Below are 26,422 nucleotides of genomic sequence, written 5' to 3'. Positions count from 1 at the left end.
GTCACTAAAAAGGGCGCCATGCAGTGAATGCATGGCGCCCTTTTTTATGGCTGGCGCTTACATCAATCGATGTACTCGAACACCTTGACGATCTTCTGCACGCCGGATACGCCCTGCACCAGGTTGGCTGCGCGCGTGGCTTCCGCCTGCGTCAGCAGGCCCATCAGGTAGACGATGCCGTTATCGGTGACCACTTTGATCCGCGAGCCGGGAATCGCGTTGTCGGTCAGCATCTGTGCCTTGATCTTGGTCGTCAGCAGGGCATCGTTGCTGATGGCCAGCAGGGTGATCGGGTCCATGACCTGCAATTCGTTGTGGACCTTCTTGACCCGCTGTACGGCCGAGGCTGCCTGTTCGGCCTGGGCCTTGAGGTCGGCGCGTGGCGTTTGGCCTGCGAGCAGTACCACGCCGTTGAAGCTGGTCACGACGATGCGTGAAGCACCGTTGCCCAGGTCCGTGGCGGCTTTGGCAATGTTGACTTCGACCTTGGTTTCGATCAGCGAGTCGTCAATCTTGCTGCCGAAGGTGCGGGTGCCCTTGTCATCCTGAATAGGGGTGTCACGTGTCGCAGTGATTGCCGTGCTGCAGCCGCTGATGCCGAGGCACAACGTAATGGCCAAAAGGCCGAGGCGGTTAACGGTCATTCTTCACTCCCAAACAGTTGGCTGTCGATCAGATCGCACAGGCAATGGATCGCCAGCAGGTGGACTTCCTGAATACGTGCGGTGACATTGGCCGGGACGCGAATCTCCACATCTTCGGGCAGCAGCAGCGAGGCCATGCCGCCGCCGTCGCGTCCGGTCAATGCTACGACAATCATTTCGCGATCATGTGCGGCCTGGATCGCTTGAATAATATTCGCCGAGTTGCCGCTGGTGGAGATCGCCAGCAGCACATCGCCTGGTTGGCCCAGGGCGCGGATCTGCTTGGAGAAGATTTCGTTGTAGCTGTAGTCGTTGGCGATCGAGGTGATCGTCGACGAATCGGTGGTCAAGGCGATGGCCGGCAGGCTCGGGCGCTCACGTTCGAAGCGGTTGAGCAGCTCGGACGAAAAATGCTGGGCATCGCCGGCCGAACCGCCGTTGCCGCACGAAAGCATTTTGCCTTCGTTGAGCAAGGCATTGACCATGACCTGACTGGCTTGCTCGATGTGCGGTGCAAGTACGTCCATCGCCTGTTGCTTGGTGTCGATGCTGGCCTGGAAAAGCTGGCGAATTCTGGATTGCATGTCCATCTGTGTGACCTTAAGTAGCGCGGCTGTTTGGCACAGGAATGTGCAGCCCGCAAAGCAAAGAGCAAAAGTGTGTGGTGAAGATGTCCGGTGAATCAGCTGTCGAAGGCATTTTGCAGCCAGTTCAGATCAACCTGACCAGACGGTGTGCTTTCCATGGCAACCACATCGAAACGGCAGGGGGCATCGGCCCAGCGATGCTCTTCTTGCAGGAAAAACTGCGCAGCGAGTATCAGCTTCTGACGCTTGCGCCCGTCGATACTGGCGAGCGCGCCACCCCATTGTGCGTGTTTTCTGTAGCGGACTTCGACGAATACTACTGTATCGCCGTCAAGCATGACCAGATCAAGCTCGCCGCGTTTACACAACCAGTTCTGCGCCAGCAGGCGCAGACCCTGTTGTTGCAAGTGTTTCAATGCTTGAAGTTCGGCATCCTTGCCGCTTTGTGCAGTAGACCGCTCCGGCATCAGCGCGGGGTGTCCGGCAGGCGCTGGATCTCGCCACCAACGAACTTCGCCCATGGCATCTGGCGATCGACGCGCTGGTTGGTGCTGATGCCCAGGTTGCCCGAGAGGCCGTCAATGCGTGTATCCGGCAGTGCCTTCAACTGGCCCAGGCGCGGGGCCAGGCGGTAGGCGTCGACGCCCATCGCATACAGGCGGCCAAGGCTGCCATTGGCTTGCGGCCATTGTGCGGCAACCTGGTTACGCAGCGGGTCGGTGGTGTTGAGCAGCCAAGGGGTTTCGCAGAACATCACGTTGGTCATGTCCAGGTACTGGTTCTTGTCACCGCTGGCGCTGAATACGTGGGACGTGGCGTACACCGGCACATCACCGGCGTACTGGAAGTTCAGGGTCGGCTTGATCTGCTGGGCCAGTTGCGGGGTAACGGCCAGGAAGATGAACTCGATGTCCTGGCGACGTGACGGCTGTGCCGCTACGTCTGTGCCCACTGTGCTTTGCAGGCTCTTGGCGCGGCCTTCGCTTTTACGCAGTTGGAACAGGTCGGCAATTTGCTGGGCGAGGGCGACCGGCTGGTCGACATACTCGACACCGACAACCGTGCCACCGTTGGCTTCCCAATCCTGGCGGAAGGCCTTGTAGACACGCTCGCCCCACTCGCCACGGGGCACCATGGCAGCGGCGCGGTGCAGGCCATCGGCACGGGCGCGGCGCGACACTTCGCGGGCTTCGTCTTCAGCGGCCAGGCCGAACTGGAACAATTGCGCCGGGCCCTGATCGGTCTCGCTGTAGTTCAACGCCAGCGTGGTGATCGGTAGCTGAGGGCGCGTGCTGAGCTGCTTGACCAATGGCTTCTCCAGCGGACCAACTACCAATTGCACGCCTGCAGCCTGGGCCTTGGCATAGAAGTCGTCGATGGAGGCCAGGCGCGAGCTGTCATAGAACTCGATGACCGGTGGCTTCTGCCCGGCTTGTTCAGCCTGGTAGTGCGCCGCCATGAAACCTTCGCGCAGGGCCTTGCCGACGGAGGCCAGCGGGCCTTCCTGGGGCAGCAGCAGGGCGATCTTGTTCAAGGGCTGGCTGGCCAGCTCCTTGAGCTTGGTCAGCGGGGTTGGCAGTTGCACGGCGGCCGGGTGGCCCGGGTTCTGTGCGCGCCAGGTGTCTATGGCGGCCTGCTGTTGCTCAAGCGTACCGGCGCCCTTGACCGCTTGGGCCAGGGTAATCCAGCCGTCCAGGGTCGGGTTGCCGCTGGCTTGCAGTTGTTCCGCAGGCAGTGCGGCAATCAAGGTCCAGATGGCTTCGTGATTGCTTTTGGCGGCATCGCCGCTGAGCAGTGGCGCCATGGCGACGCGCTCGCGGGCAGCGGCCAGGGTCTGGCCATCGGCTTCATAAGCGCGGGCGTGCACGGTGCCAGTGCGAATCTGCTGTTCGGTCGGCAGCTCCTTCAGGCTTTGCAGGCTCGGATGGTTCAAGGCGGTCAACGCGGCCTTGGGCTGGTTGCGCGTCATGGCCAATTCGGCAGCCAGGGTGCTGGCAAAGACTTGCGCGGCTGGCTTGAGGACATCCAGGGACACTTGCGCAAGAATCTGCGACGAGCGGCCAGGGTTGTTCTGGCGGTAGGCCATGTCTGCCGCACTCAGGCGCAGCAACGCGGCCTTTTCTGGCGTCTTGGCGGTGGTGGCCTGTTCGAGCAGTTGCTCGATACTGGCGTCCGGGGTCCGTGGAAGGTCGCCAAGGCTGGACGAGGGCGAGCTGGCGCAAGCGGCCAGTAAGGCAGCGAGGCAGAGGGCGGAGAGCAGCCGCAGGCAAGCGATCATGTAAGTGTTCCTGATACCGATCAAATTAGCGTGGAATTGTACCCAAGCACTGGCCCAGGCGCGATGTTACTGGCGTGAAACCGTCGATTTAGGTCGTGCAAGTGGTGCGATCAGCCATGCACGGCTGAAAAGCCATCGGCCGTGATGGCATATTTTCAAGGCGCCTACGCGCTACAATATGGCTTTTGCCAACCATCGAGGTGTGCGCTTTGACTGCTCCAGGTCCTTTGAATTCCACGGCAGGCTCGCTTTTTGTCGTGGCGACGCCCATTGGCAATCTGGACGACATCAGTGCCCGGGCGCTGAAAGTGTTGCGCGAGGTTAAATTGATTGCGGCGGAAGACACTCGACACTCCCAGCGTTTGATGCAGCATTTTGGTATCAGCACGCCATTGGCGGCTTGTCACGAGCATAACGAGCGCGAAGAAGGCAGTCGCTTTATCGTGCGGTTGTTGGCGGGCGACGATGTGGCGCTGATCTCGGACGCGGGTACGCCGCTGATCTCCGACCCTGGGTACCATCTGGTCCGCCAGGCGCGTGCCGCAGGTATCAATGTAGTGCCTGTTCCAGGAGCGTGCGCGCTGATCGCTGCATTGTCGGCGGCAGGCCTGCCGTCGGACCGTTTTATTTTCGAAGGTTTCCTGCCGGCCAAGGCCGTGGGGCGTCGTGCGCGTCTACAGGCATTGAAAGAGGAGCCGCGCACGCTGATCTTCTACGAAGCGCCTCATCGTATTCTTGAATGCCTGCAGGATATGGAGCTGGTGTTCGGCGGCGAGCGCCTGGCCCTGCTGGCCCGTGAGCTGACCAAAACCTTCGAAACCCTCAAGGGCCTGCCGCTGGAAGCGCTGCGCGCGTTCGTCGAGGGCGACAGTAATCAGCAGCGCGGCGAGTGTGTGGTGTTGGTGGCGGGCTGGACCGCGCCGGAAAATGAAGAGGCCGTCGGCAGCGAGGCCATGCGTATCCTCGACCTGCTGCTCAAGGAGATGCCCCTCAAGCGCGCTGCGGCGTTGGCGGCGGAAATCACCGGGGTACGCAAGAATGTGTTGTATCAAGTCGCGCTGGATAAACAGAAAGCCGAATAGTTCCGGGGGTAAACCGGTATTCCGTCCGAACGTGATGGCAATGCTGCACTTTTAATACTTGTCCTGAGGCCGTCGTGCCGTTAACCTGCGCGGCGGAGAGTCGATTGGACAGTCGCTGCCCTCTATGAAAATTAGGGGGGGGAGGAAAGTCCGGGCTCCATAGGGCGAAGTGCCAGGTAATGCCTGGGAGGCGTGAGCCTACGGAAAGTGCCACAGAAAATAACCGCCTAAGTACTTCGGTGCCGGTAAGGGTGAAAAGGTGCGGTAAGAGCGCACCGCACGACTGGCAACAGTTCGTGGCTAGGTAAACCCCACTTGGAGCAAGACCAAATAGGGTCCCAAGGCGTGGCCCGCGCTGGGACCGGGTAGGTTGCTAAAGATGTCCAGTGATGGCCATCGTAGACGAATGACTGTTCAAGACAGAACCCGGCTTACAGATCGACTCTCCACCTTTTTCCTTCTGTCCGAATCTCGGGCAGAAAACCGGTAGTAACGCAAGAATCCCTCCCTGCCAAATCATTGGCAGATGCATCTTCGTAATACCAAAAAAATCTTACTCTTAATAAATCACTTTAACTTTGATCTGTAGCTCTTTGAGCTATTTGTGCTTGTCGAGCCAAAAACACCGCCGAACTCTGGTTTCTCCTCCTTTTACGCTCCTAAATCTCCGATCTGTAAGGCTTTTCCTTGAATCCGCGCCTTGACGGTGTGGTGGGCGCATTCCTATAGTGTGCGCAAGTGGCGGAAAGTGGCACAAAGTGGGTTTTTTGAACGTAAAACGCTAAAATTTGGAGAAACGCATCTGTGTTTCGCGGAGCTAACGCTATCAGTCTCGATGCAAAAGGCCGTCTCGCCATGCCGAGCCGGTATCGTGACGAGCTGATTTCGCGAAGTTCCGGACAGTTGATCATCACAATCGATGCCGTTGACCCTTGTTTATGTGTTTACCCCCTCGATGAGTGGGAGTTGATTGAGACCAAGTTGCGTGCCTTGCCTTCATTGCGTGAAGAAAACCGCCGTCTGCAGCGTTTGCTGATTGGTAATGCCGTCGACCTCGAGCTCGATGGCAGTGGTCGTTTCCTGGTGCCCCCGCGTTTGCGCGAGTACGCCAAGCTGGATAAGCGCGCAATGCTGGTCGGCCAACTGAACAAGTTCCAATTGTGGGACGAAGATGCCTGGGATGCTGTTTCTGCAGCTGACCTGGCTGCTATTCAACAACCGGGCGCCATGCCTGATGAACTGCGTGATTTGATCCTGTGACTATTGATAGCGGCTTTAACCACATCACCGTACTGCTTGACGAAGCCGTTGAGGCTCTCGCCGTACGCGCGGATGGCTGCTATCTGGACGGTACCTTTGGCAGGGGCGGGCATAGCCGGTTGATCCTCAGCCAGCTCGGGCCCGACGGCAAGCTCCTCGGGTTCGACAAAGACCCCCAAGCGATTGCCACCGGGCAAGCGCTAGCGGCCGAAGACGGCCGCTTTGTCGTTGTGCAGCGCAGCTTTGCCGAGCTCGGTGCCGAAGTCGCCGAGCGCGGCATGGCGGGCAAGGTGGCCGGGGTTTTGCTCGACCTGGGCGTGTCTTCGCCGCAGCTCGATGACCCGGAGCGCGGCTTCAGCTTCATGAACGACGGCCCCCTCGACATGCGCATGGACCCTACCCGTGGTGTCAGTGCCGCGCAGTTCATTGCCACTGCGCCGGTGGAAGAAATCGCCCGTGTGTTCAAGGAATACGGTGAAGAGCGCTTCGCCGGCCGCATGGCCCGTGCCGTGGTGGAGCGTCGCGAAATCCAGCCGTTCGAGCGCACCGCCGACCTGGCCGAAGTGCTGAAAGTCGCCAACCCCGCGTGGGAAAAGGGCAAGAACCCGGCGACCCGCGCGTTCCAGGGCCTGCGTATCCACGTCAACAACGAATTGGGCGACCTGGAGGCTGGCCTCGAGGCTGCCCTCGAGGCGCTGGAAGTAGGCGGTCGCCTGGTGGTGATCAGTTTCCACTCCCTGGAAGACCGCATCGTCAAGCTGTTCATGCGCCGCCTGGTCAAGGGCGAGTCCGACAACCTGCCGCGCAACCTGCCGGTACGTTTCGAAGCCTTTGTGCCGAAAATCAAAATCCATGGCAAAGCGCAGTTCGCTTCCGAAGCCGAACTCAAGGCCAACCCACGTTCCCGTAGCGCCGTCATGCGCGTCGCGGAGAAGCTGCGGTGAGCAAGCTTTTCGCCAAGCCCCTCCCGGGCGGCAGCTTCTTTATGTTGCTGCTGTTTGTCGGCGTGCTGGTGTCCGCAATTGCGGTGTCCTACAGCGCCCATTACAACCGCCAACTGCTCAATACCCTCTATGGGGAATTGAGCGTGCGTGACAAGGCGCAGGCGGAGTGGGGCCGGTTGATCCTCGAGCAAAGCACCTGGACGGCCCATAGCCGTATCGAAGTGCTGGCCACCGAACAGCTGAAAATGCACATCCCGGGTGCGGCCGAAGTGCGCATGGTGGCGCCATGATGAAGCTTGAAGGCGCACTCTACCCATGGCGCTTCCGCCTGATGCTCGGCTTGCTGGCATTGATGGTGGGTGCGATTGCCTGGCGGATCATCGACCTGCAAGTGGTCGACCGTGACTTCCTGATCGGCCAGGGCGATGCCCGTAGCCTGCGTCATATCCAGATCCCTGCGCACCGTGGCCTGATCACTGACCGTAACGGCGAGCCGTTGGCGGTGAGTACGCCGGTGACCACCCTGTGGGCCAACGCCAAGGAATTGCAGGTTGCCAAGGACAAGTGGCCGCAACTGGCTGCCGCCCTGGGCCAGGATCCGAAAGCCTTGGCTGAGCGCCTCGAGGCCCAGGCAAATAAAGAATTTATCTACCTCGTTCGCGGCCTTACCCCCGAACAAGGCCAGCAGGTGCTCGACCTTAAAGTCCCCGGTGTCTACGGCATCGAGGAGTTCCGTCGTTTCTACCCGGCCGGTGAAACCACTGCCCATATGGTCGGCTTTACCGACATTGATGATCATGGTCGTGAAGGTGTGGAACTCGCCTACGATGAATGGCTGGCCGGGGTACCGGGAAAACGACAGGTCATCAAGGATCGGCGCGGCAGGTTGATCAAGGATGTCCAAGTCACTAAAAACGCCAAGGCCGGGAAGCCCTTGGCGTTGTCGATTGACCTGCGCCTGCAATATTTGGCCAACCGTGAGCTGCGTAACGCGATCATCGAGAACGGTGCCAAGGCCGGCAGCCTGGTGATCATGGACGTGAAGACCGGCGAGATCCTCGCCATGGTCAACCAACCGACCTACAACCCGAACAACCGACGCAACCTGCAACCGGCGATGATGCGTAACCGCGCGATGATCGACGTGTTCGAGCCGGGCTCGACCATGAAAGCCATCTCCATGAGTGCCGCCCTGGAAACCGGACGCTGGAAACCCAGCGACAAGGTCGAGGTGTATCCGGGTACGTTGCAACTGGGCAAATACACCATTCGTGACGTGTCCCGTACTGAAGGCCCGGTGCTGGATTTGACAGGTATCCTGATCAACTCCAGTAACGTGGGCATGAGTAAGGTCGCCTTCGATATCGGTGGTGAAACCATTTACCACCTGGCGCAGAAGATCGGCCTGGGGCAACCCACCGGCCTGGATTTCCCGGGTGAGCGCGTCGGCAACCTGCCCAACTACCGCGACTGGAAAAAAGCCGAGACCGCCACGCTTTCCTACGGCTACGGCCTGTCGGTGACCGCCATCCAGCTGGCCCATGCCTTCTCCGTGCTGGCCAATAACGGACGCATGGTGCCGTTGAGCCTGATCCACGTCGATGAAGCGCCGAAAGCCACCCAGGTGATCCCGGAAAACGTCGCCAAGACCATGCAGGGCATGCTGCAACAAGTGATCGAAGCACCGCGCGGCGTATTCCGTGCCCAGGTGCCGGCGTATCACGTGGCGGGCAAGTCCGGTACCGCGCGTAAGACGTCGGTGGGCACCAAGGGCTACGCCGAAAACTCCTACCGCTCGCTGTTCGCCGGCTTCGGCCCGATGAGCGATCCGCGCTACGCCATCGTCGTTGTGATCGATGAGCCGAGCAAGGCCGGTTACTTCGGTGGCCTGGTATCGGCACCGGTGTTCAGCAAAGTAATGTCCGGCACCCTGCGCCTGATGAACATCACCCCGGATAACCTGCCGCCGACCCAACAAGCGAATGCCGGACCACCGGCCGCTGCAGTAAAAGCCAATGGAGGGCGCGGCTGATGTCTCTTAGCCTGAACAAGATTTTTGCCCACGCCGGCCGCGATCTGCTGATTCGCGAGTTGACCCTGGACAGCCGTAACGTGCGCGCTGGCGACCTGTTCCTGGCGGTGCCGGGCGGCAAGTACGATGGCCGTGCGCACATCGCCGACGCGCTGCAGCGCGGCGCGGCTGCCGTGGCCTATGAAGTCGAAGGCGCCACGGTGCTGCCGATCACCGACGTGCCGCTGATCCCGGTCAAGGGACTGGCCAAGCAACTGTCCGATATTGCCGGGCGTTTTTACGGCGATCCGAGCCGCCACCTCAATCTGGTGGGCGTGACGGGTACCAACGGCAAGACCAGCGTGACCCAATTGGTCGCCCAGGCCCTTGACCTGCTGGGCCAGCACTGCGGCATTGTCGGCACCCTGGGTACCGGTTTTTATGGCGCGCTGCAAAGCGGCCTGCACACCACGCCGAACCCCATCGCCGTGCAAGCGACCCTGGCCGACCTGAAAAAGGCTGGTGCCAAGGCGATTGCCATGGAAGTGTCGTCCCACGGTCTGGACCAGGGCCGCGTTACCGCCCTGGCCTTTGATGTGGCAGTGATGACCAACCTGTCCCGCGATCACCTGGATTATCACGGCACCATGGAGGCGTACGCCGCCGCCAAGGCCAAGCTGTTTGCCTGGAATGACCTCAAGTGCCGGGTGATCAACCTGGACGACGCTTTTGGTCGCCAACTGGCGGCCCAAGACAGCGAAGCGCGCCTGATCACCTACAGCCTGGAAGACGCCAGCGCGTACCTGTATTGCCGCGAAGCCCAATTCAATGACGAAGGCGTGCGCGCCACGCTGGTCACGCCTCAGGGCGAGCACCACTTGCGCAGCACCCTGCTCGGGCGTTTCAACCTGAGTAATGTACTTGCCGCCATCGGCGCGCTGCTCGGCCTGGATTACGCACTGGACGAGATTCTCAAGGTGCTGCCGAAGCTCGAAGGCCCGGCCGGTCGCATGCAGCGCCTGGGTGGCGGTACGCAGCCGCTGGTGGTGGTTGACTACGCCCATACCCCGGATGCGCTGGAAAAAGTCCTCGAAGCCTTGCGCCCTCACGCCAAGGGCAAGTTGCTCTGCCTGTTCGGCTGTGGCGGTGATCGTGATCGCGGCAAGCGGCCGTTGATGGCCGAGATCGTCGAACGCCTGGCCGATGGTGTGCTCGTCACCGACGACAACCCGCGCAGCGAAGACCCGAGCCGGATTTTCGATGACATTCGCACCGGCTTCAAAGACGCATCCAAGGCCACCTTCGTCGCCGGTCGCGGCGCGGCAATCGCCCAGTTGATCGCCAGCGCCAGCGCTGACGACGTGGTTGTGCTGGCTGGTAAGGGGCACGAGGATTACCAGGAAATCAACGGCGAGCGTCATGCCTTCTCCGATCTGGTCGAGGCCGATCATGCCTTGACCGCCTGGGAGGTCGCCCATGCTTAAGGCGATGACGTTCAGCGAACTGACCCAGGCCTTGTCGGCACGCGTACTGTCGAGCGATTGCAGCTTCAGGGGTGTGAGCATCGACAGCCGTGCGATCCAGTCGGGGCAACTGTTTGTCGCCCTGGCCGGTCCGCGTTTCGACGGTCACGACTACCTGAACGAAGTCGCCGCCAAAGGCGCCGCAGGTGCCTTGGTGCAGCGCGAAGTGGCTGATTCCACCTTGCCGCAACTGCTGGTCGCCGACACCCGCCTGGCCCTCGGCCAATTGGGGGCGCTGAACCGTGCCGCTTTCGATAAGCCCGTTGCCGCCATCACCGGCTCCAGCGGCAAGACCACGGTCAAGGAACTACTCGCCGGTATCCTGCGTACGCGCGGCCCCGTGCTGGCCACCCGTGGCAACCTGAACAATGATTTCGGCGCTCCGCTGACCCTGCTCGAACTCGCCCCGGAACACACCGCGGCGGTGATCGAACTGGGTGCATCGCGCATCGGCGAAATCGCCTACACCGTGGCGCTGACCAAGCCCCACGTCGCCATTATCAATAACGCCGGTACGGCCCACGTCGGCGAGTTCGGTGGCCCGGAAAAAATCGTCGAGGCCAAGGGTGAAATCCTTGAGGGCCTTGATGCATCGGGCACCGCAGTCTTGAACCTGGACGACAAGGCCTTCGAGACCTGGCGTCTACGCGCCGCCGGTCGCAAGGTCCTGACGTTTGCCGTGCTTAACGCCGCAGCTGATTTCCATGCCGCCGACATCACCGTCGATGCCCGTGGCTGCCCGTCCTTCACGTTGCATACCCCGCAAGGTAGCGAGCACGTGCAACTGAATTTGCTCGGCAACCATAACGTCGCCAATGCCTTGGCCGCTGCGGCTGCGGCTGGCGCCTTGGGCGTGTCGCTGTTCGGTATCGCCACGGGCCTGGGCGCGGTGCAGCCGGTCAAGGGCCGTACTGTTGCGCAACTGGCGAACAACGGCATGCGTGTGATCGATGACACCTATAACGCCAACCCGTCGTCCATCAATGCCGCTGTCGACCTGCTCAAAGGCTTCGACGGGCGCAAGGTGCTGGTGTTGGGCGATATCGGCGAGTTGGGCGACTGGGCTGAACAAGGTCATCGCGAAGTCGGGGCCTATGCCACCGGTAAAGTCGACGCCCTCTACGCCGTCGGCCCGAACATGGCCCATGCCGTGGCTGCCTTCGGCCCCGGTGCGCGCCATTTCGCCACCCAGGCCGAGTTGATCCAGGCACTGGGCGTGGCAGAACAAGACAAACACACAACCATTTTGATCAAGGGATCGCGCAGCGCGGTGATGGAAAACGTCGTCGCGGCCTTGTGTGGCTCAAGTACGGAGAAACATTAATGCTGCTGCTGCTGGCTGAGTATCTGCAACAGTTCCACAAAGGCTTCGCGGTCTTTCAGTACCTGACCCTGCGCGGGATCCTGGGTGTGCTGACCGCGCTGTCTTTGTCGCTGTTTTTAGGGCCGTGGATGATCCGCACCCTGCAGAACCTGCAAATTGGTCAATCGGTTCGTAATGACGGCCCGCAGTCGCACCTGTCCAAGTCCGGCACCCCGACCATGGGCGGTGCGCTGATCCTGTCGTCCATCGGTATCAGCACCTTGCTGTGGGCCGACCTGCACAACCGCTACGTATGGGTGGTGCTGCTGGTGACCTTGCTGTTCGGCGCCATCGGCTGGGTCGATGACTACCGCAAGGTGATCGAGAAAAACTCCAAGGGGCTGCCAAGCCGCTGGAAGTATTTCTGGCAGTCGGTGTTCGGCCTTGCCGCCGCGATCTTCCTCTACACCACGGCGCCAAGCGCAGTGGAAACCACCTTGATCATCCCGATGCTCAAGGACGCCAGCATCCCGTTGGGCATCGGCTTCGTGGTGCTGACCTACTTCGTGATCGTCGGCTCCAGCAACGCGGTGAACCTGACCGACGGCCTCGACGGCCTGGCGATCATGCCGACGGTGATGGTAGGCGGCGCGCTGGGTATCTTCTGCTACCTGTCGGGTAACGTGAAATTCGCTGAATACCTGCTGATCCCCTACGTACCGGGCGCGGGTGAGCTGATCGTGTTCTGCGGCGCCTTGATCGGTGCCGGCCTGGGGTTCCTGTGGTTCAACACCTACCCCGCACAAGTCTTCATGGGCGACGTCGGCGCACTGGCGCTGGGCGCGGCCCTGGGCACCATCGCGGTGATCGTTCGCCAGGAAATCGTGTTGTTCATCATGGGCGGCGTGTTCGTGATGGAAACCCTGTCGGTGGTCATCCAGGTGGCGTCCTTCAAGTTGACCGGGCGCCGCGTGTTCCGCATGGCGCCGATTCACCACCACTTTGAACTCAAGGGCTGGCCTGAGCCGCGTGTGATTGTCCGTTTCTGGATCATCACCGTGATTCTGGTCCTGGTCGGCCTTGCCACCCTGAAACTGAGGTAGAAACGAGTGTCCCTGATCGCTTCAGACCACTTCCGCATCGTTGTCGGCCTCGGCAAGAGCGGCATGTCCCTGGTTCGCTTCCTGGCGAACCGGGGCACGTCGTTTGCCGTGGCCGATACGCGGGAAAATCCACCGGAGCTGGTCACGCTGCGCCGTGACTACCCGCACGTGGAAGTGCGTTGTGGCGAGCTGGATGTTGAGTTTCTGTGCCGCGCCGATGAGCTCTACGTGAGCCCCGGCCTGGCCCTGGCGACACCGGCCCTGCAAGCCGCAGCGGCCCGTGGCGTGAAGCTGTCCGGCGACATCGACCTGTTTGCACGCAATGCGAAGGCGCCGATCGTGGCCATCAGCGGTTCCAACGCGAAAAGCACCGTGACCACCCTGGTCGGCGAGATGGCGATGGCGGCCGGCAAGCGCGTGGCCGTGGGCGGTAACCTCGGCACGCCGGCGCTGGACCTGCTCAGCGACGACGTCGAGCTGTACGTGATGGAACTGTCGAGCTTCCAGCTGGAAACCACCCACGACCTGGGTGCTGAAGTGGCCACCGTGTTGAACGTCAGCGAAGACCACATGGACCGTTACAGCGGCCTGCCGGCGTACCACCTGGCCAAGCACCGGATCTTCCGCGGCGCCAAGCAATTTGTGGTCAATCGCCAGGATGCGCTGAGCCGTCCGCTGATGGGCGAGGGCATGCCGTGCTGGACCTTCGGCCTGGGCAAACCCGACTTCAAGGCCTTCGGCATTCGTGAAGAGAACGGCGAGAAGTACCTGGCCTTCGAGTTCCAGAACCTGATGCCGGTGCGCGAGCTGAAAATCCGTGGCGCCCATAACCAATCCAACGCCTTGGCCGCGTTGGCGTTGGGGCACGCCGTGGGCTTGCCGTTCGACGCCATGCTGTCGAGCCTGCGCACCTTCGGCGGCCTTGAGCATCGCTGTCAGTGGGTTCGCGACCTGGACGGCGTCAGCTATTACAACGACTCCAAGGCCACCAACGTGGGGGCCGCATTGGCCGCCATCGAAGGCCTGGGCGCCGATATCGAAGGCAAACTGGTGCTGATCGCCGGTGGCGACGGCAAGGGTGCCGATTTCAAGGACCTCAAGGCACCGGTGGCTGCCCATTGCCGCGCCGTGGTGTTGATGGGCCGCGACGCCGATTTGATCGCCGCCGCGCTGGGCGATGCCGTGCCACAGGTGCGCGCCACCTCCCTGGACGACGCCATTACCCAATGCAAAGCCCTGGCCCAGCCAGGCGATGCGGTGCTGCTGTCGCCGGCGTGCGCCAGTTTCGACATGTTCAAGAACTACGAAGAGCGCGGCCAGTTGTTCGCCCGCACCGTGGAGGGCTTGGCATGAGCATTGACTTCAGAAACATCATCAAGCCGTACCCGTCGCCGATCATTACCGGGCGCGGCATCGACCTTGATTTCCCGATGCTCGCCGGTTGCCTCGCGCTGCTGGGCCTGGGCCTGGTGATGATCACCTCGGCTTCTTCCGAAGTGGCCGCCGTGCAATCGGGCAATACCCTGTACATGATGATCCGTCACCTGGTCTACCTGATCATCGGCCTGGGCGCGTGCATCGTCACCATGATGATTCCCATCGCTACCTGGCAGCGCCTGGGCTGGCTGATGCTGATCGGCGCGTTCGGCTTGCTGATCATGGTGATCCTGCCCGGCATTGGCCGCGAGGTGAACGGCTCGATGCGCTGGATTGGCTTCGGTGCGTTCAACGTGCAGCCGTCGGAAATCGCCAAGGTGTTCGTGGTGATCTACCTGGCCGGTTACCTGGTGCGTCGCCAGAAGGAAGTGCGCGAAAGCTGGATGGGCTTCTTCAAGCCATTCATCGTGCTGCTGCCCATGGCCGGCCTGTTGCTGATGGAGCCTGACTTCGGCGCCACCGTGGTGATGATGGGCGCGGCGGCGGCGATGCTGTTCCTCGGCGGCGTGGGCTTGTTCCGCTTCAGCTTGATGGTGGTGCTGGCAGTGGCTGCGGTGACCATCCTGGTACAGGCGCAACCGTACCGGATGGCGCGTCTGATCACCTTTACCGACCCCTGGTCCGACCAGTTCGGTTCCGGCTACCAATTGACCCAGGCCTTGATCGCCTTCGGTCGCGGCGAATGGTTGGGCGTGGGCCTGGGCAACAGCGTGCAGAAGCAGTTCTACCTGCCGGAAGCGCACACCGACTTCGTGTTCTCCGTACTCGCCGAAGAACTCGGCGTGGTCGGCTCGCTGTGCACCGTCGCCCTGTTCGTGTTCGTGTGTGTACGCGGCATGTACATCGGCCTGTGGGCCGAGAAGGCCAAACAGTATTTCGCCGCCTATGTGGCCTACGGCTTGTCGTTCCTGTGGATCGGCCAGTTCCTGATCAACATCGGGGTGAACGTCGGCCTGCTGCCGACCAAGGGCCTGACCTTGCCGTTCCTCAGTTACGGCGGCAGTTCGTTGGTGATCTGCTGCGCCTGTCTTGGCTTGTTGCTGCGTATCGAGTGGGAGAGTCGAACCCACCTGGGCAGCGAAGAGATGGAGTTCAGCGAAAGCGACTTCGCCGAGGAGCCGACCCATGGGCGCTAACGTGCTGATCATGGCCGGCGGCACCGGGGGCCATGTGTTCCCGGCCCTGGCGTGCGCCCGGGAATTCCAGAACCGTGGCTACACCGTGCACTGGCTGGGTACACCGCGCGGCATCGAAAACGAGTTGGTGCCGAATGCGGGCTTGCCGTTGCACCTGATCAACGTCACGGGCCTGCGCGGCAAGGGCAAGTTGTCCCTGCTCAAGGCACCGTTCGTGTTGCTCAAGGCGGTGTGGCAGGCGCGCAAGGTCATCCGTGAATTGCAGCCGGTGTGTGTGCTCGGCTTCGGTGGTTATGTGACCGGCCCCGGTGGCGTCGCCGCCAGGCTTGCCGGCGTGCCGGTGATCGTGCACGAGCAGAACGCCGTGGCCGGTACCGCCAACCGTTTGCTGGTGCCGTTGGCTGCACGGGTGTGCGAGGCGTTCCCCAACACCTTCAGTGTGTCGGATAAGCGCCGTACCACCGGCAACCCGGTGCGCACCGAGCTGTTTATGGATATCGCCCGCGAAGCACTCGCAGGGCGCAAGGCGCACCTGCTGATCCTGGGCGGAAGCCTGGGTGCCGAGCCGCTGAATAAATTGCTGCCGGAAGCCGTGGCGCAACTCCCTGTGGAATTGCGCCCGGAGATCTTCCACCAGGCCGGCAAGAACCACGATGAAGTCACCGCCACGCGTTATCGCGACGCCGGTGTGGCGGCCAATGTGCAGCCCTTTATCAAAGACATGGCCCATGCCTATGGCTGGGCCGACCTGGTGGTCTGTCGCGCGGGTGCGTTGACCGTCAGTGAACTGGCTGCTGCCGGTCTGCCGTCCTTGCTGGTGCCCTTGCCCCACGCCATCGACGATCACCAGACCCGCAACGCCGAATATTTGGCCGGGGAGGGCGCTGCCTTCCTGCTGCCGCAAAGAACGACTGGCGCCGCCGATTTGGCCGCACGCCTGACCGAGGTTTTGATGCAACCGGAACGACTCAACAACATGGCGAGCACCGCAAGCCGCCTGGCCAAACCTGACGCAACCCGCACCGTGGTCGATATCTGCCTGGAGGTGGCCCATGGTTGAGAATCAGAAAGCCATGCCACAACCGGAAATGCGCCGCATCCGTCGCATCCACTTCGTCGGTATCGGCGGCGTGGGCATGTGCGGCATCGCCGAAGTGTTGCTGAACCTGGGCTACCAGGTGTCCGGCTCGGATTTGAAAGAGTCGCCGGTCACCGAGCGCCTGAAGTCCTTTGGCGCGCAGATCTTTATCGGTCACCGCGCCGAGAACGCTGCCGAGGCTGACGTGCTGGTGGTGTCCAGCGCCGTGAACACCTCCAACCCGGAAGTGGCCACTGCTCTTGAGCGCCGCATTCCCGTGGTGCCACGCGCCGAGATGCTCGCCGAGCTGATGCGCTATCGCCACGGCATCGCCGTCGCCGGTACCCATGGCAAGACCACCACCACCAGCCTGATCGCCTCGGTGTTCGCCGCCGGTGGCCTGGACCCGACCTTCGTCATCGGTGGCCGCCTTAATGCAGCCGGTACCAATGCCCAGCTTGGTACCAGCCGCTACCTGATCGCCGAAGCCGATGAAAGCGACGCCAGTTTCCTGCACCTGCAACCGCTGGTCGCTGTGGTCACCAACATCGACGAAGATCACATGGCCACCTACGACGGTGACTTCAACAAGTTGAAGAAAACCTTCGTCGAGTTCCTGCACAACCTGCCGTTCTACGGTCTGGCCGTGCTCTGCCTGGACGACCCGGTGGTGCGTGAAATCCTGCCCCAGGTCAAGCGTCCGACCGTGACCTACGGCTTCAGCGAAGACGCCGACGTGCGCGCGATCAATGTGCGCCAGGAAGGCATGCAGACCTACTTCACCGTGCTGCGTCCCGACCGCGAGCCGCTGGATGTGTCGGTGAACATGCCGGGCAACCACAACGTATTGAATTCCCTGGCGACCATCTGCATCGCCTCCGACGAGGGCGTCAGCGATGAAGCCATCGTCGAGGGCCTGTCGCGCTTTGCCGGTGTCGGCCGACGCTTCCAGGTCTACGGCCAACTGTCGGTGGAAGGCGGTGACGTGATGCTGGTGGATGACTATGGTCACCACCCGACCGAAGTTGCCGCGGTGATCAAGGCCGTGCGCGGTGGCTGGCCGGAGCGTCGCCTGGTGATGGTCTACCAGCCGCACCGCTACAGCCGCACCCGCGATTTGTACGACGATTTCGTCAATGTGCTGGCCGATGCCAACGTGCTGCTGTTGATGGAGGTCTACCCGGCCGGTGAAGAACCGATCCCGGGCGCCGACAGCCGCAAGCTGTGCAACAGCATCCGCCAGCGCGGCCAGTTGGACCCTATCTACATCGAGCGCGGTGTGGACCTGGCGCCGATCGTCAAGCCGCTGCTGCGTGCCGGCGATATCCTGCTGTGCCAGGGCGCCGGTGATATCGGCGGCCTTGCGCCTAAGTTGCTGGCGAGCCCGCTGTTTGCGGCCGCCAAGAAGGGGGCGTCGAAATGACCGCTGACTACGGCTCCCTGTTCTGCACCATCACGCCAGCCGACTTCGGCCGCGTGGCCGTGCTGTTCGGCGGCAAGAGCGCCGAGCGCGAAGTGTCGCTCAAGTCCGGCAACGCCGTGCTCGAAGCGCTGCAAAGTGCCGGCGTGAATGCGTTCGGGATCGACGTGGGCGATGACTTCCTCGCCCGCCTGCAGGCCGAGAAGATCGACCGTGCCTTCATCATCCTGCACGGCCGTGGCGGTGAAGACGGCAGCATGCAGGGCCTGTTGGAGTGTGCCGGTATCCCTTACACCGGCAGCGGCATCCTCGCTTCGGCACTGGCCATGGACAAGTTGCGCACCAAGCAGGTGTGGCACAGCCTGGGTATTCCCACCCCGCGTCACAGCGTTCTGTGCAGCGAAGACGATTGTATTTCTGCAGCCAAGGAACTGGGCCTGCCTTTGATCGTCAAACCTGCCCATGAAGGCTCCAGTATCGGCATGGCTAAAGTGAACTCGGCCGCCGAATTGATCGACGCATGGAAAGCGGCAAGTACCTACGATTCGCAAGTGTTGGTGGAACAGTGGATCCAGGGTCCCGAGTACACCATCGCCACCCTGCGTGGCCAGGTATTGCCGCCCATCGCATTGGGCACGCCCCACACCTTTTACGACTACGACGCCAAGTACCTGGCCTCCGATACCCAGTACCGGATCCCGTGCGGCCTTGACGCAACCAAAGAACAGGAATTGATGGACCTCACGGCGAAAGCCTGTGAGGCGTTGGGTATTGCCGGTTGGGCACGGGCAGACGTGATGCAGGATGACCAAGGGAATTTCTGGTTCCTGGAAGTCAACACCGCACCGGGCATGACCGACCACAGCCTGGTACCGATGGCCGCTCGCGCAGCCGGCCTGGATTTCCAGCAATTGGTGCTGGCGATTCTGGCCGCCAGCATCGAGCCAAGAGGCTAAGGACATGAAAGGCGCATCGCTTCGTCATCAGCCCCCACAAGCACCGAACCGCAAGCCGGTGCCACGGGGTGCCAGTCGAATGGTGGCTAAAGAGCCGATGTCGGCGCGCCTGCCGAAAGCCAACTTTGGTTTCCTCAAGGCGCTGTTCTGGCCGGTGATGCTGGTGGTGCTGGGCTTCGGCACTTACGAGGGCGCGCAGCGTCTATTGCCCTATGCCGACCGGCCGATCACCAAGATCAGCGTACAGGGCGATTTGAGCTACATCAGCCAGCAAGCGGTGCAGCAGCGTATCGGCCCGTTCCTGGCGGCGAGCTTCTTCACCATTGACCTGGCGGGTATGCGCCGGGAGCTGGAACAGATGCCGTGGATCGCCCACGCCGAAGTCCGCCGCGTCTGGCCGGACCAGGTGACGATCCGCCTGGAAGAACAGCTCCCCGTGGCCCGTTGGGGCGATGAGGCGCTGTTGAACAACCAGGGCCAGGCGTTCACCCCGCGTGAGCTGGCCAATTACGAGCACCTGCCGCAGCTGTTCGGGCCGCAGCGGGCGCAGCAGCAAGTGATGCAGCAGTACCAGGCCCTGAGCCAGATGCTGCGGCCAATGGGCTTCTCCATTGCACGCCTGGAACTGCGTGAACGGGGCAGCTGGTTTTTGACTACCGGGGCAGGCAGTTCCGGCCCGGGCATCCAGTTGTTGCTGGGACGCGACCGCTTGGTGGAAAAGATGCGCCGCTTCATCGCCATCTATGACAAGACCTTGAAAGAACAGATTACGAACATTGCGAGCGTCGACCTGCGTTACGCCAACGGCCTTGCCGTCGGCTGGCGTGAACCGGCTGCGCCCACGGCAGCGCAACCCGCTGTCGCGAAGAATTAAGAAGAGGCAGGACCCATGGCAAACGTGCAAAGCGGCAAAATGATCGTCGGTCTCGATATCGGCACCTCCAAGGTGGTGGCGCTGGTGGGCGAGGTCGGGGAAGACGGCACGATCGAAATCGTCGGTATTGGCACGCATCCGTCCCGTGGCCTGAAGAAGGGCGTGGTGGTCAACATCGAGTCCACCGTGCAATCGATCCAGCGCGCCATCGAAGAAGCGCAGCTGATGGCCGGTTGCCGGATTCACTCGGCGTTCGTCGGCGTGGCGGGCAACCATATCCGCAGCCTGAACTCCCACGGCATCGTGGCGATTCGCGACCGCGAAGTCAGCGCCGCCGACCTTGAGCGCGTCCTCGACGCCGCCCAGGCCGTGGCGATCCCGGCTGACCAGCGCGTGCTGCACACCCTGCCGCAGGACTACGTGATCGATAACCAGGAAGGCGTCCGCGAGCCCCTGGGCATGTCGGGCGTGCGTCTGGAAGCCAAGGTCCACGTGGTGACCTGTGCCGTCAACGCCGCGCAGAACATTGAAAAATGCGTGCGCCGCTGCGGCCTGGAAATCGACGACATCATTCTCGAGCAGCTTGCCTCCGCGTATTCGGTACTGACCGACGACGAAAAAGAACTGGGCGTATGCCTGGTGGACATCGGCGGCGGCACCACCGACATCGCGATCTTCACCGAGGGTGCGATCCGTCACACCGCCGTGATCCCGATTGCCGGCGACCAGGTGACCAACGACATCGCCATGGCGCTGCGTACACCGACCCAGTACGCCGAAGAAATCAAGATCCGCTACGCCTGCGCCCTGGCCAAGCTGGCCGGTGCCGGTGAAACCATCAAGGTGCCAAGCGTGGGCGACCGTCCACCGCGTGAGTTGTCGCGCCAGGCCCTGGCCGAAGTGGTCGAGCCGCGCTACGACGAGCTGTTCACCCTGATCCAGGCTGAACTGCGCCGCAGCGGCTACGAAGATTTGATCCCGGCCGGCATCGTGCTGACCGGTGGCACCTCGAAGATGGAAGGCGCGGTCGAACTGGCCGAGGAAATCTTCCACATGCCGGTCCGCCTGGGTGTTCCCCATGGCGTCAAAGGCCTGGGCGACGTGGTGCGCAACCCGATTTATTCCACCGGTGTGGGCTTGCTGTTGTACGGGCTGCAAAAGCAGACCGACGGCATTTCCCTGTCGGGCCCGAGCAACCGTGACAGCTACCGCAGCGACGACGAGGCCAAGGCGCCGTTGTTCGAGCGGTTGCAGGCTTGGGTTAAAGGCAATTTCTAAAGATTTACCGCAACACCGTTTCAAGTAGTAGGCGAAAAAACTAGAGAAAACGAAAGGAGAGGGAACATGTTCGAACTCGTAGACAACATCCCCGCCAGCCCGGTCATCAAAGTGATCGGTGTCGGCGGTGGCGGCGGCAACGCTGTCAACCATATGGTCAAGAGCAACATTGAAGGCGTTGAATTCATCTGCGCCAACACTGACGCCCAGGCGCTGAAAAGCATCGGCGCGCGGACCATCCTGCAATTGGGCACAGCCGTGACCAAGGGCCTCGGCGCCGGCGCCAATCCGGAAGTCGGCCGTCAAGCCGCCCTGGAAGACCGCGAGCGTATTGCCGAAGTGCTGCAGGGCACCAACATGGTGTTCATCACCACGGGCATGGGTGGCGGTACCGGTACCGGTGCAGCGCCGATCATTGCCGAAGTGGCCAAGGAAATGGGGATTCTGACGGTTGCGGTCGTGACCCGTCCGTTCCCGTTCGAAGGCCGCAAGCGCATGCAGATCGCCGACGAAGGTATCCGTCTGCTGTCTGAAAGCGTCGACTCGTTGATCACCATTCCCAACGAGAAGCTGCTGACCATCCTGGGCAAGGACGCGAGCCTGCTGTCCGCGTTCGCCAAGGCTGACGATGTACTGGCCGGTGCCGTTCGCGGTATCTCCGACATCATCAAGCGCCCGGGCATGATCAACGTCGACTTTGCCGACGTCCGTACTGTCATGAGCGAAATGGGCATGGCGATGATGGGCACTGGCTGCGCCAGCGGTCCGAACCGTGCACGCGAAGCCACTGAAGCGGCCATCCGCAACCCGTTGTTGGAAGACGTGAACCTGCAAGGCGCACGCGGCATCCTGGTGAATATCACCGCCGGTCCTGACCTGTCCCTGGGTGAGTACTCCGACGTGGGTAGCATCATCGAAGCCTTCGCTTCCGAGCACGCCATGGTCAAGGTCGGTACCGTTATCGACCCGGACATGCGCGACGAGCTGCACGTGACCGTGGTTGCCACCGGCCTGGGCGCGAAAATCGAGAAGCCTGTGAAGGTCATCGACAACACCCTGCATAACAGCCAGGCCAGCCACGCGAACCAAGCGGCTGCCGCTCCAGCGCCTTCGCGCCAGGAACTGCCGTCGGTGAACTACCGTGACCTGGATCGTCCGACCGTGATGCGCAACCAGGCTCAGGCCGGTGCTGCGGCGTCCCGTAGCCCGAATCCGCAAGATGATCTGGACTACCTGGACATCCCGGCATTCCTGCGTCGTCAGGCCGATTAATGGAATGTATCAGGGCTATGAAGGTGATTGGTGTTCAGCAAAGGTCTGGTCTGCTATTATCGCCAGCCTTTGTTGATACCAGTTCGCAATTTGCGCTGAAGCGGTCCAAGCCATGATTAAACAACGCACCCTGAAGAATATTATTCGTGCCACAGGTGTAGGTCTGCACTCCGGGGAGAAGGTATACCTGACCCTCAAGCCTGCACCTGTCGACACCGGCATCGTGTTTGTGCGTGCCGACCTGGACCCTGTGGTGCAGATTCCTGCTCGCGCGGAAAATGTTGGCGAAACCACGATGTCGACCACGTTGGTCAACGGTGACGTCAAAGTGGACACGGTGGAGCACTTGCTCTCGGCCATGGCCGGTTTGGGCATCGATAACGCCTACGTCGAGCTCTCCGCGTCCGAAGTCCCGATCATGGATGGCAGCGCTGGACCCTTCGTATTCTTGATTCAATCTGCCGGCCTGGAAGAACAGGACGCAGCCAAGAAGTTCATACGCATTCTGCGGGAAGTGACAGTAGAAGACGGCGACAAGCGCGCCACCTTCGTCCCGTTCGAAGGCTTTAAAGTGAGCTTTGAGATCGATTTCGATCACCCGGTATTCCGTGACCGCACCCAGAGTGCAAGCGTGGATTTTTCCAGCACTTCGTTCGTAAAAGAAGTCAGCCGCGCCCGTACCTTTGGTTTCATGAGTGACATCGAGTACCTGCGCAAGCACAACCTCGCACTCGGCGGCAGCGTTGAAAACGCCATTGTGGTCGACGCGGATGGTGTACTGAACGAAGACGGCCTTCGCTATGAAGACGAATTCGTGAAGCACAAGATCCTCGATGCAATCGGTGACCTCTACCTGCTGGGCAATAGCCTGATAGGCGAGTTCAAAGGCTTCAAGTCGGGCCACGCCCTTAACAACCAGCTGCTGCGCAAGTTGATTGAGCAGACAGACGCTTGGGAAGTCGTGACCTTCGAAGATGCCAGCACCGCACCGATCTCTTACATGCGTCCCGTTGCGGCGGTGTAAGTAACAACTCTCTTTCTTTAGTTTTTAAAGGCTGCCTTCGGGTGGCCTTTTTTTATGTGTCTGTGACGCGCCTCCCTCGTTCCCATGCGCAGCGTGGGGGCGATCATCACCCCTCACTGGCATCCACAATCCGATTGCGCCCCGTGTGCTTGGCCTCATACAACGCCCTGTCCGCACTGAGCAGCAAAGCCTCCAGGGACATCCGGCTGCGCTTGTCCCGGGTGCTCATGCCGATGCTCGCCGTGATCGGCTGCTCATCCCCCGCTACCCGTGGTAAATGTTCGATGCTGCTGCGGATATGCTCGGCGATGACCCACGCGCCCTTGGCGTCCGTATTGGGCAGCACCACCGCGAACTCCTCGCCGCCGTAACGCGCTGCGAGGTCGGCAGGGCGGCGGATATTGGCGCTGATAACCTGGGCCACCGTGCGCAGTGCTGCATCGCCACCATGATGGCCGTGGCGGTCGTTGAAGGCCTTGAAGTGGTCCACGTCGATCATCAGCACGGTCAGTGGTTCGAGCGAACGTTGCGCCCGGTCCCATTCAAGGCGCAGGCGTTCGTCGAGGATGCGGCGGTTGGCCAGGCCGGTCAGGGCGTCGGTGGCTGCCAGTTCTGACAGTACGCGCTCTGCGCGATAACGGCGGCGCAGTTCCCGGCGCAGCATCCAGGTCAGCCATAACAAGCCGATACACAGGATGCCCGTGGCGCCACTGGTCAGCAGTGCGGCGCGCTTCCAGGGGGCGAATACATCTTCACTGGACAGGGCTACTACCACGATCAGCGGCAGGTCTCCGACATTGGTGAAGGTGTACAGGCGCTCCTTGCCGCTGATGGCAGAGATGGCCTGGAAGCTGCCACTGCCTTCGCGCAGCATGCGCTTGAAGTTAGGACGTTCGCTCAGGTCCTTGTCGATCATGTCGCGCTCCAGCAGCGGTTGCTGGGCGAGCAAAATGCCTCGGTTGCTCAGCAGGTTGACGCTGCTGCCGTTGCCGATGGTGAGCGTACTGAAAAGCTGATCGAAGTACGCCAGGCGCATGGTTGCGACCGCAACGCCAGCAAACTCACCGTTAGGCCCCGACACACGCCGGCTGAATGCCATGCGCCAGACCTGATCGCAGTCGCAATGAATCTTGAACGGCCGGCTGATATACAAGCCGGCCTGGGCGTCCTTGGTATGCACCTGGAAGTAATCGCGATTGGCAAAATTGCGCGGGGTGGGCTGCAGGGTGGAAGAATCGGCGATCACCGCACCATTGGCGTCCAACAACAGCACTTCACCCTTGAAAGGTGCGGCAGTGGACAAGTCAAACTGCACCAGGTGCTGGATATTCGCCGCAACCTGGGCCAGGTCTTCGCGTTGTTTGGCGGCAATCAACCCTTTGAGTGCCAGGTCGTAGAGCTCGACGTTACGCAGCACATCGGCGTTGATCAGTTGGGCAATGTTGGTGGTTGAGCGCGTAGCGGCCTGCAGGGTGCTGGCGTGTTCGCGGATCAGCAACGCTGCGACGATGACCACGATCAAGACAACAGTGATACCGCTGCCCAAAACCATTAACAGTTCTGGGCGTGCGGGCAGGATACGGACATGGCGTTGGCTCATCGGGCAGACTTCAGCGATGTGGATGCTGGCAGTTTAGTTCTACCCGATGAAAATTAAATACTCGGTTAAAAAGAAAGATATACGCGTTAGAACACGTTGATCGGGTAGTCGACGATCACCCGGTATTCATCCACATCCCGGTCTACCGCCGAGTAGCCATGACTGCCGCGATTGGTCGCCCATTGCAGGCGCACGGCCAAATCCTTGGCCTTGCCACCCTGCACCACATACTTCAAATCGATATCCCGTTCCCAGTGCTTGGCGTCCTTGCCGTCAGCGCTGTACCAGGCACTGTAGCCACGGCTTTGCGGGTCGACTTTGGTCAGATCGGTCTTACCGCTGATGTAGGACACCGCCGAGGTAAGGCCAGGCATGCCGAGGCCCGCGAAGTCGTAGGCGTACTTGAGCTTCCATGAGCGCTCATTGGGACCGTTGAAGTCCGAGTATTGCTGGGAGTTGTCCAGGTACACGCTGTCGCCCTGGCTGATGTAGTCGAACGGCGTGTTGCCGTTGACCCGCTGGTAGGCGGCGGTGACGCTGTGGTGACCCACGCCGACGGTGAAGTGCAGGCTGTAGGTGTTGTTGTCGATATCCCCGAGCAGCGACTGGCCGGTGTCCTGGGTGTGGTAGTAGTGCAGGCCCGGGTTGAGGCTGACCAGGTCGTTCAGCGCGTAGGTGTAGTCCAGGTCGTAGTAGTACTGGTGCCACACGTCCTTGAGTTCGGAAGCGTACAGGTTGCTGGTCACTTCCGGGATGCCGCTGAACGACACGCCCGCCCAATTCATGTGCTGGCTGTCAGCGTTGCTCGGCAATGCGCCATAGCTGGTGCCGATGCGTCGGTGGCCGCTCTGGTTGTAGAGCTTGGTGAAGCTGGCCTGGCCGCCTTCGAGCATCCAGCCGTCGAAACTGTGGTTGCTCAGGCTCACGCCACGGAAAGTCTGCGGCAGCATGCGCGTCATGCCGCCGGCGATCACCGGGTTGTTGAGGAACAGGTCGCCGGCCTTCAACTCGGTATCGAAGGCGCGCATCTTCAAGGTGCCCCCTGCGGTGGAAAACGAACCGGGCGCTTTGCCGCTGCCGTCAGTGCTGCCGTAGGGAAGGATGCTGGAACCGTCGGTGCCGCCACCGCCGTCGAGCTTGAGGCCGAGCATGGCGTGGGCGTCCAGGCCGAAGCCGACGGTGCCCTGTGTGTAGCCGGATTCGAAGGTGCCTATAAAACCCTGGCCCCATTCCTTGCTGTCATCGGTGTGGATGTCGCGACGGTCGCGGTTCATGTAGTAGTTGCGGGTGTTGATGTTGAGGTGCGAGCCTTCGACGAATCCGTCGGCGGGGGTGGTGTCTGCCGCGTGGGCAAGGGGAACGATCGTTGCTGCAATCGCGAGGAATAACGGGGTGAACGTCAGCGAGTTCTTCACCGGTGGAGCTCCTTTGGTCAATCGAAAACGGCCAGTGTCGTGGGGGTGTGCCTGGCCTTTTTTTAGCGCAAAAAAAAGCCGCTGAAGTCAGCGGCTTTAAGACAGATTCCCAGTGTAGAGCCCTGGAAATAAGTCGAGGGAAATTCGGGTAAGCGGGTCAGCTGTCTTTGCCGTCGCGCTCATCGATGCGTCAAAGT

Annotated in this window: 23 protein-coding genes and 1 other RNA gene; 18 read left to right on the top strand and 6 right to left on the bottom strand. The window is 61.4% G+C overall.

Translation table 11 applies throughout. The features are described 5' to 3' along the window. Positions 1 to 62: 62 nt before the first annotated feature. From Q8X51_RS06645 to Q8X51_RS06630, 4 genes are all read right to left on the bottom strand, one after another. Complete coding sequence (locus Q8X51_RS06645) at positions 63 to 644, bottom strand: BON domain-containing protein (RefSeq protein ID WP_027604770.1); 582 nt, start codon at positions 642 to 644, stop codon at positions 63 to 65. Continuing rightward, a complete protein-coding gene (locus Q8X51_RS06640; protein WP_007904374.1) occupies positions 641 to 1,234 on the bottom strand; it encodes a phosphoheptose isomerase in 594 nt (197 codons plus the stop codon). The genes Q8X51_RS06645 and Q8X51_RS06640 overlap by 4 nt, the downstream gene beginning before the upstream one ends. Positions 1,235 to 1,326: 92 nt before the next feature. Continuing rightward, positions 1,327 to 1,698, bottom strand: coding sequence for a YraN family protein (locus tag Q8X51_RS06635; protein WP_065924262.1), 372 nt, complete (start codon positions 1,696 to 1,698; stop codon positions 1,327 to 1,329). Beyond that, positions 1,698 to 3,509 (bottom strand): penicillin-binding protein activator, encoded by a 1,812-nt coding sequence (locus Q8X51_RS06630; RefSeq protein WP_027604768.1) that lies wholly within the window; start codon positions 3,507 to 3,509, stop codon positions 1,698 to 1,700. Before Q8X51_RS06630 ends, Q8X51_RS06635 begins: the two co-directional genes overlap by 1 nt. 209 nt (positions 3,510 to 3,718) lie before the next feature. Here Q8X51_RS06630 and rsmI point away from each other — a divergent pair, with 209 nt between their 5' ends. The 18 genes from rsmI to lpxC all read left to right on the top strand — a co-directional run bounded on the left by rsmI (position 3,719) and on the right by lpxC (position 23,210). After that, positions 3,719 to 4,591 carry a 16S rRNA (cytidine(1402)-2'-O)-methyltransferase gene (rsmI, locus tag Q8X51_RS06625; RefSeq protein WP_027604767.1) on the top strand — a complete coding sequence of 291 codons (873 nt, stop codon included), beginning with the start codon at positions 3,719 to 3,721 and terminating at the stop codon, positions 4,589 to 4,591. A 96-nt stretch (positions 4,592 to 4,687) separates the two neighbouring features. Further along, an RNA gene (gene rnpB, locus Q8X51_RS06620) (RNase P RNA component class A) lies at positions 4,688 to 5,041 on the top strand. A gap of 354 nt (positions 5,042 to 5,395) precedes the next feature. Continuing rightward, positions 5,396 to 5,851 carry a division/cell wall cluster transcriptional repressor MraZ gene (mraZ, locus tag Q8X51_RS06615; RefSeq protein ID WP_003171868.1) on the top strand — a complete coding sequence of 152 codons (456 nt, stop codon included), beginning with the start codon at positions 5,396 to 5,398 and terminating at the stop codon, positions 5,849 to 5,851. Then, the gene (gene rsmH / locus Q8X51_RS06610) at positions 5,848 to 6,795 is read left to right on the top strand and encodes a 16S rRNA (cytosine(1402)-N(4))-methyltransferase RsmH (protein ID WP_010213048.1); all 948 of its coding nucleotides are present in this window, start codon (positions 5,848 to 5,850) and stop codon (positions 6,793 to 6,795) included. The genes mraZ and rsmH overlap by 4 nt, the downstream gene beginning before the upstream one ends. Then, complete coding sequence (gene ftsL / locus Q8X51_RS06605) at positions 6,792 to 7,085, top strand: cell division protein FtsL (protein ID WP_003216203.1); 294 nt, start codon at positions 6,792 to 6,794, stop codon at positions 7,083 to 7,085. Before rsmH ends, ftsL begins: the two co-directional genes overlap by 4 nt. Next, positions 7,085 to 8,827 (top strand): peptidoglycan D,D-transpeptidase FtsI family protein, encoded by a 1,743-nt coding sequence (locus Q8X51_RS06600; protein WP_162844256.1) that lies wholly within the window; start codon positions 7,085 to 7,087, stop codon positions 8,825 to 8,827. Before ftsL ends, Q8X51_RS06600 begins: the two co-directional genes overlap by 1 nt. Then, positions 8,827 to 10,290 carry a UDP-N-acetylmuramoyl-L-alanyl-D-glutamate--2,6-diaminopimelate ligase gene (locus tag Q8X51_RS06595; RefSeq protein WP_065949003.1) on the top strand — a complete coding sequence of 488 codons (1,464 nt, stop codon included), beginning with the start codon at positions 8,827 to 8,829 and terminating at the stop codon, positions 10,288 to 10,290. The genes Q8X51_RS06600 and Q8X51_RS06595 overlap by 1 nt, the downstream gene beginning before the upstream one ends. Continuing rightward, on the top strand, positions 10,283 to 11,653 hold the full coding sequence (locus Q8X51_RS06590; protein ID WP_407693137.1) for a UDP-N-acetylmuramoyl-tripeptide--D-alanyl-D-alanine ligase: 1,371 nt from the start codon (positions 10,283 to 10,285) through the stop codon (positions 11,651 to 11,653). The genes Q8X51_RS06595 and Q8X51_RS06590 overlap by 8 nt, the downstream gene beginning before the upstream one ends. Beyond that, positions 11,653 to 12,735: a phospho-N-acetylmuramoyl-pentapeptide-transferase gene (mraY, locus tag Q8X51_RS06585; protein ID WP_003171875.1), complete on the top strand. Its 1,083-nt coding sequence runs from the start codon at positions 11,653 to 11,655 to the stop codon at positions 12,733 to 12,735. The genes Q8X51_RS06590 and mraY overlap by 1 nt, the downstream gene beginning before the upstream one ends. A gap of 6 nt (positions 12,736 to 12,741) precedes the next feature. Beyond that, entirely contained in the window at positions 12,742 to 14,088 is a 1,347-nt protein-coding gene (gene murD / locus Q8X51_RS06580; RefSeq protein WP_065924257.1) for a UDP-N-acetylmuramoyl-L-alanine--D-glutamate ligase, read from the top strand. Beyond that, positions 14,085 to 15,308: a putative lipid II flippase FtsW gene (gene ftsW, locus Q8X51_RS06575; protein WP_065924256.1), complete on the top strand. Its 1,224-nt coding sequence runs from the start codon at positions 14,085 to 14,087 to the stop codon at positions 15,306 to 15,308. Before murD ends, ftsW begins: the two co-directional genes overlap by 4 nt. Beyond that, the gene (gene murG / locus Q8X51_RS06570) at positions 15,298 to 16,368 is read left to right on the top strand and encodes an undecaprenyldiphospho-muramoylpentapeptide beta-N-acetylglucosaminyltransferase (protein ID WP_065949002.1); all 1,071 of its coding nucleotides are present in this window, start codon (positions 15,298 to 15,300) and stop codon (positions 16,366 to 16,368) included. Before ftsW ends, murG begins: the two co-directional genes overlap by 11 nt. Further along, complete coding sequence (gene murC / locus Q8X51_RS06565; RefSeq protein WP_074843928.1) at positions 16,361 to 17,809, top strand: UDP-N-acetylmuramate--L-alanine ligase; 1,449 nt, start codon at positions 16,361 to 16,363, stop codon at positions 17,807 to 17,809. Before murG ends, murC begins: the two co-directional genes overlap by 8 nt. After that, entirely contained in the window at positions 17,806 to 18,762 is a 957-nt protein-coding gene (locus tag Q8X51_RS06560) for a D-alanine--D-alanine ligase (RefSeq protein WP_323145725.1), read from the top strand. Before murC ends, Q8X51_RS06560 begins: the two co-directional genes overlap by 4 nt. Positions 18,763 to 18,766: 4 nt before the next feature. Beyond that, positions 18,767 to 19,636 carry a cell division protein FtsQ/DivIB gene (locus tag Q8X51_RS06555; RefSeq protein WP_407693138.1) on the top strand — a complete coding sequence of 290 codons (870 nt, stop codon included), beginning with the start codon at positions 18,767 to 18,769 and terminating at the stop codon, positions 19,634 to 19,636. A 15-nt stretch (positions 19,637 to 19,651) separates the two neighbouring features. Further along, positions 19,652 to 20,914 (top strand): cell division protein FtsA, encoded by a 1,263-nt coding sequence (gene ftsA, locus Q8X51_RS06550; protein ID WP_027604757.1) that lies wholly within the window; start codon positions 19,652 to 19,654, stop codon positions 20,912 to 20,914. Between the two features lie 66 nt (positions 20,915 to 20,980). Beyond that, positions 20,981 to 22,186, top strand: coding sequence for a cell division protein FtsZ (ftsZ, locus tag Q8X51_RS06545; RefSeq protein ID WP_407693139.1), 1,206 nt, complete (start codon positions 20,981 to 20,983; stop codon positions 22,184 to 22,186). Positions 22,187 to 22,298: 112 nt separating this feature from the next. Continuing rightward, complete coding sequence (gene lpxC / locus Q8X51_RS06540; RefSeq protein ID WP_003171886.1) at positions 22,299 to 23,210, top strand: UDP-3-O-acyl-N-acetylglucosamine deacetylase; 912 nt, start codon at positions 22,299 to 22,301, stop codon at positions 23,208 to 23,210. 106 nt (positions 23,211 to 23,316) lie between these two features. Here the strand turns inward: lpxC and Q8X51_RS06535 are convergent, their stop codons facing one another. Both Q8X51_RS06535 and Q8X51_RS06530 read right to left on the bottom strand, forming a co-directional pair. Then, positions 23,317 to 24,810, bottom strand: a complete 1,494-nt coding sequence (locus Q8X51_RS06535) for a sensor domain-containing diguanylate cyclase (RefSeq protein ID WP_065949000.1) — start codon at positions 24,808 to 24,810, stop codon at positions 23,317 to 23,319. Positions 24,811 to 24,896: 86 nt separating this feature from the next. Continuing rightward, positions 24,897 to 26,225 (bottom strand): OprD family porin, encoded by a 1,329-nt coding sequence (locus tag Q8X51_RS06530; protein WP_407693140.1) that lies wholly within the window; start codon positions 26,223 to 26,225, stop codon positions 24,897 to 24,899. Positions 26,226 to 26,422 lie beyond the last annotated feature (197 nt).

The sequence above is a fragment of the Pseudomonas sp. Yb2C2 genome (genome assembly GCF_052112325.1).
Classification (GTDB): Bacteria; Pseudomonadota; Gammaproteobacteria; order Pseudomonadales; family Pseudomonadaceae; genus Aquipseudomonas; species Aquipseudomonas marginalis.
The sequence above is the reverse complement of the archived record's forward strand: the minus strand, read 5'-3'. Positions and strand labels throughout refer to the sequence as shown.

What these genes read in the sequence shown, in the direction of transcription:
- Q8X51_RS06645 (WP_027604770.1), bottom strand. Translation starts at nt 644, where the DNA reads ATGACCGTTAACCGCCTCGGCCTTTTGGCCATTACGTTGTGCCTCGGC.
- Q8X51_RS06640 (WP_007904374.1), bottom strand. Translation starts at nt 1,234, where the DNA reads ATGGACATGCAATCCAGAATTCGCCAGCTTTTCCAGGCCAGCATCGAC.
- Q8X51_RS06635 (WP_065924262.1), bottom strand. Translation starts at nt 1,698, where the DNA reads ATGCCGGAGCGGTCTACTGCACAAAGCGGCAAGGATGCCGAACTTCAA.
- Q8X51_RS06630 (WP_027604768.1), bottom strand. Translation starts at nt 3,509, where the DNA reads ATGATCGCTTGCCTGCGGCTGCTCTCCGCCCTCTGCCTCGCTGCCTTA.
- Q8X51_RS06600 (WP_162844256.1), top strand. Translation starts at nt 7,085, where the DNA reads ATGAAGCTTGAAGGCGCACTCTACCCATGGCGCTTCCGCCTGATGCTC.
- Q8X51_RS06595 (WP_065949003.1), top strand. Translation starts at nt 8,827, where the DNA reads ATGTCTCTTAGCCTGAACAAGATTTTTGCCCACGCCGGCCGCGATCTG.
- Q8X51_RS06590 (WP_407693137.1), top strand. Translation starts at nt 10,283, where the DNA reads ATGCTTAAGGCGATGACGTTCAGCGAACTGACCCAGGCCTTGTCGGCA.
- mraY (WP_003171875.1), top strand. Translation starts at nt 11,653, where the DNA reads ATGCTGCTGCTGCTGGCTGAGTATCTGCAACAGTTCCACAAAGGCTTC.
- ftsW (WP_065924256.1), top strand. Translation starts at nt 14,085, where the DNA reads ATGAGCATTGACTTCAGAAACATCATCAAGCCGTACCCGTCGCCGATC.
- murG (WP_065949002.1), top strand. Translation starts at nt 15,298, where the DNA reads ATGGGCGCTAACGTGCTGATCATGGCCGGCGGCACCGGGGGCCATGTG.
- murC (WP_074843928.1), top strand. Translation starts at nt 16,361, where the DNA reads ATGGTTGAGAATCAGAAAGCCATGCCACAACCGGAAATGCGCCGCATC.
- Q8X51_RS06560 (WP_323145725.1), top strand. Translation starts at nt 17,806, where the DNA reads ATGACCGCTGACTACGGCTCCCTGTTCTGCACCATCACGCCAGCCGAC.
- Q8X51_RS06555 (WP_407693138.1), top strand. Translation starts at nt 18,767, where the DNA reads ATGAAAGGCGCATCGCTTCGTCATCAGCCCCCACAAGCACCGAACCGC.
- ftsA (WP_027604757.1), top strand. Translation starts at nt 19,652, where the DNA reads ATGGCAAACGTGCAAAGCGGCAAAATGATCGTCGGTCTCGATATCGGC.
- ftsZ (WP_407693139.1), top strand. Translation starts at nt 20,981, where the DNA reads ATGTTCGAACTCGTAGACAACATCCCCGCCAGCCCGGTCATCAAAGTG.
- lpxC (WP_003171886.1), top strand. Translation starts at nt 22,299, where the DNA reads ATGATTAAACAACGCACCCTGAAGAATATTATTCGTGCCACAGGTGTA.
- Q8X51_RS06535 (WP_065949000.1), bottom strand. Translation starts at nt 24,810, where the DNA reads ATGAGCCAACGCCATGTCCGTATCCTGCCCGCACGCCCAGAACTGTTA.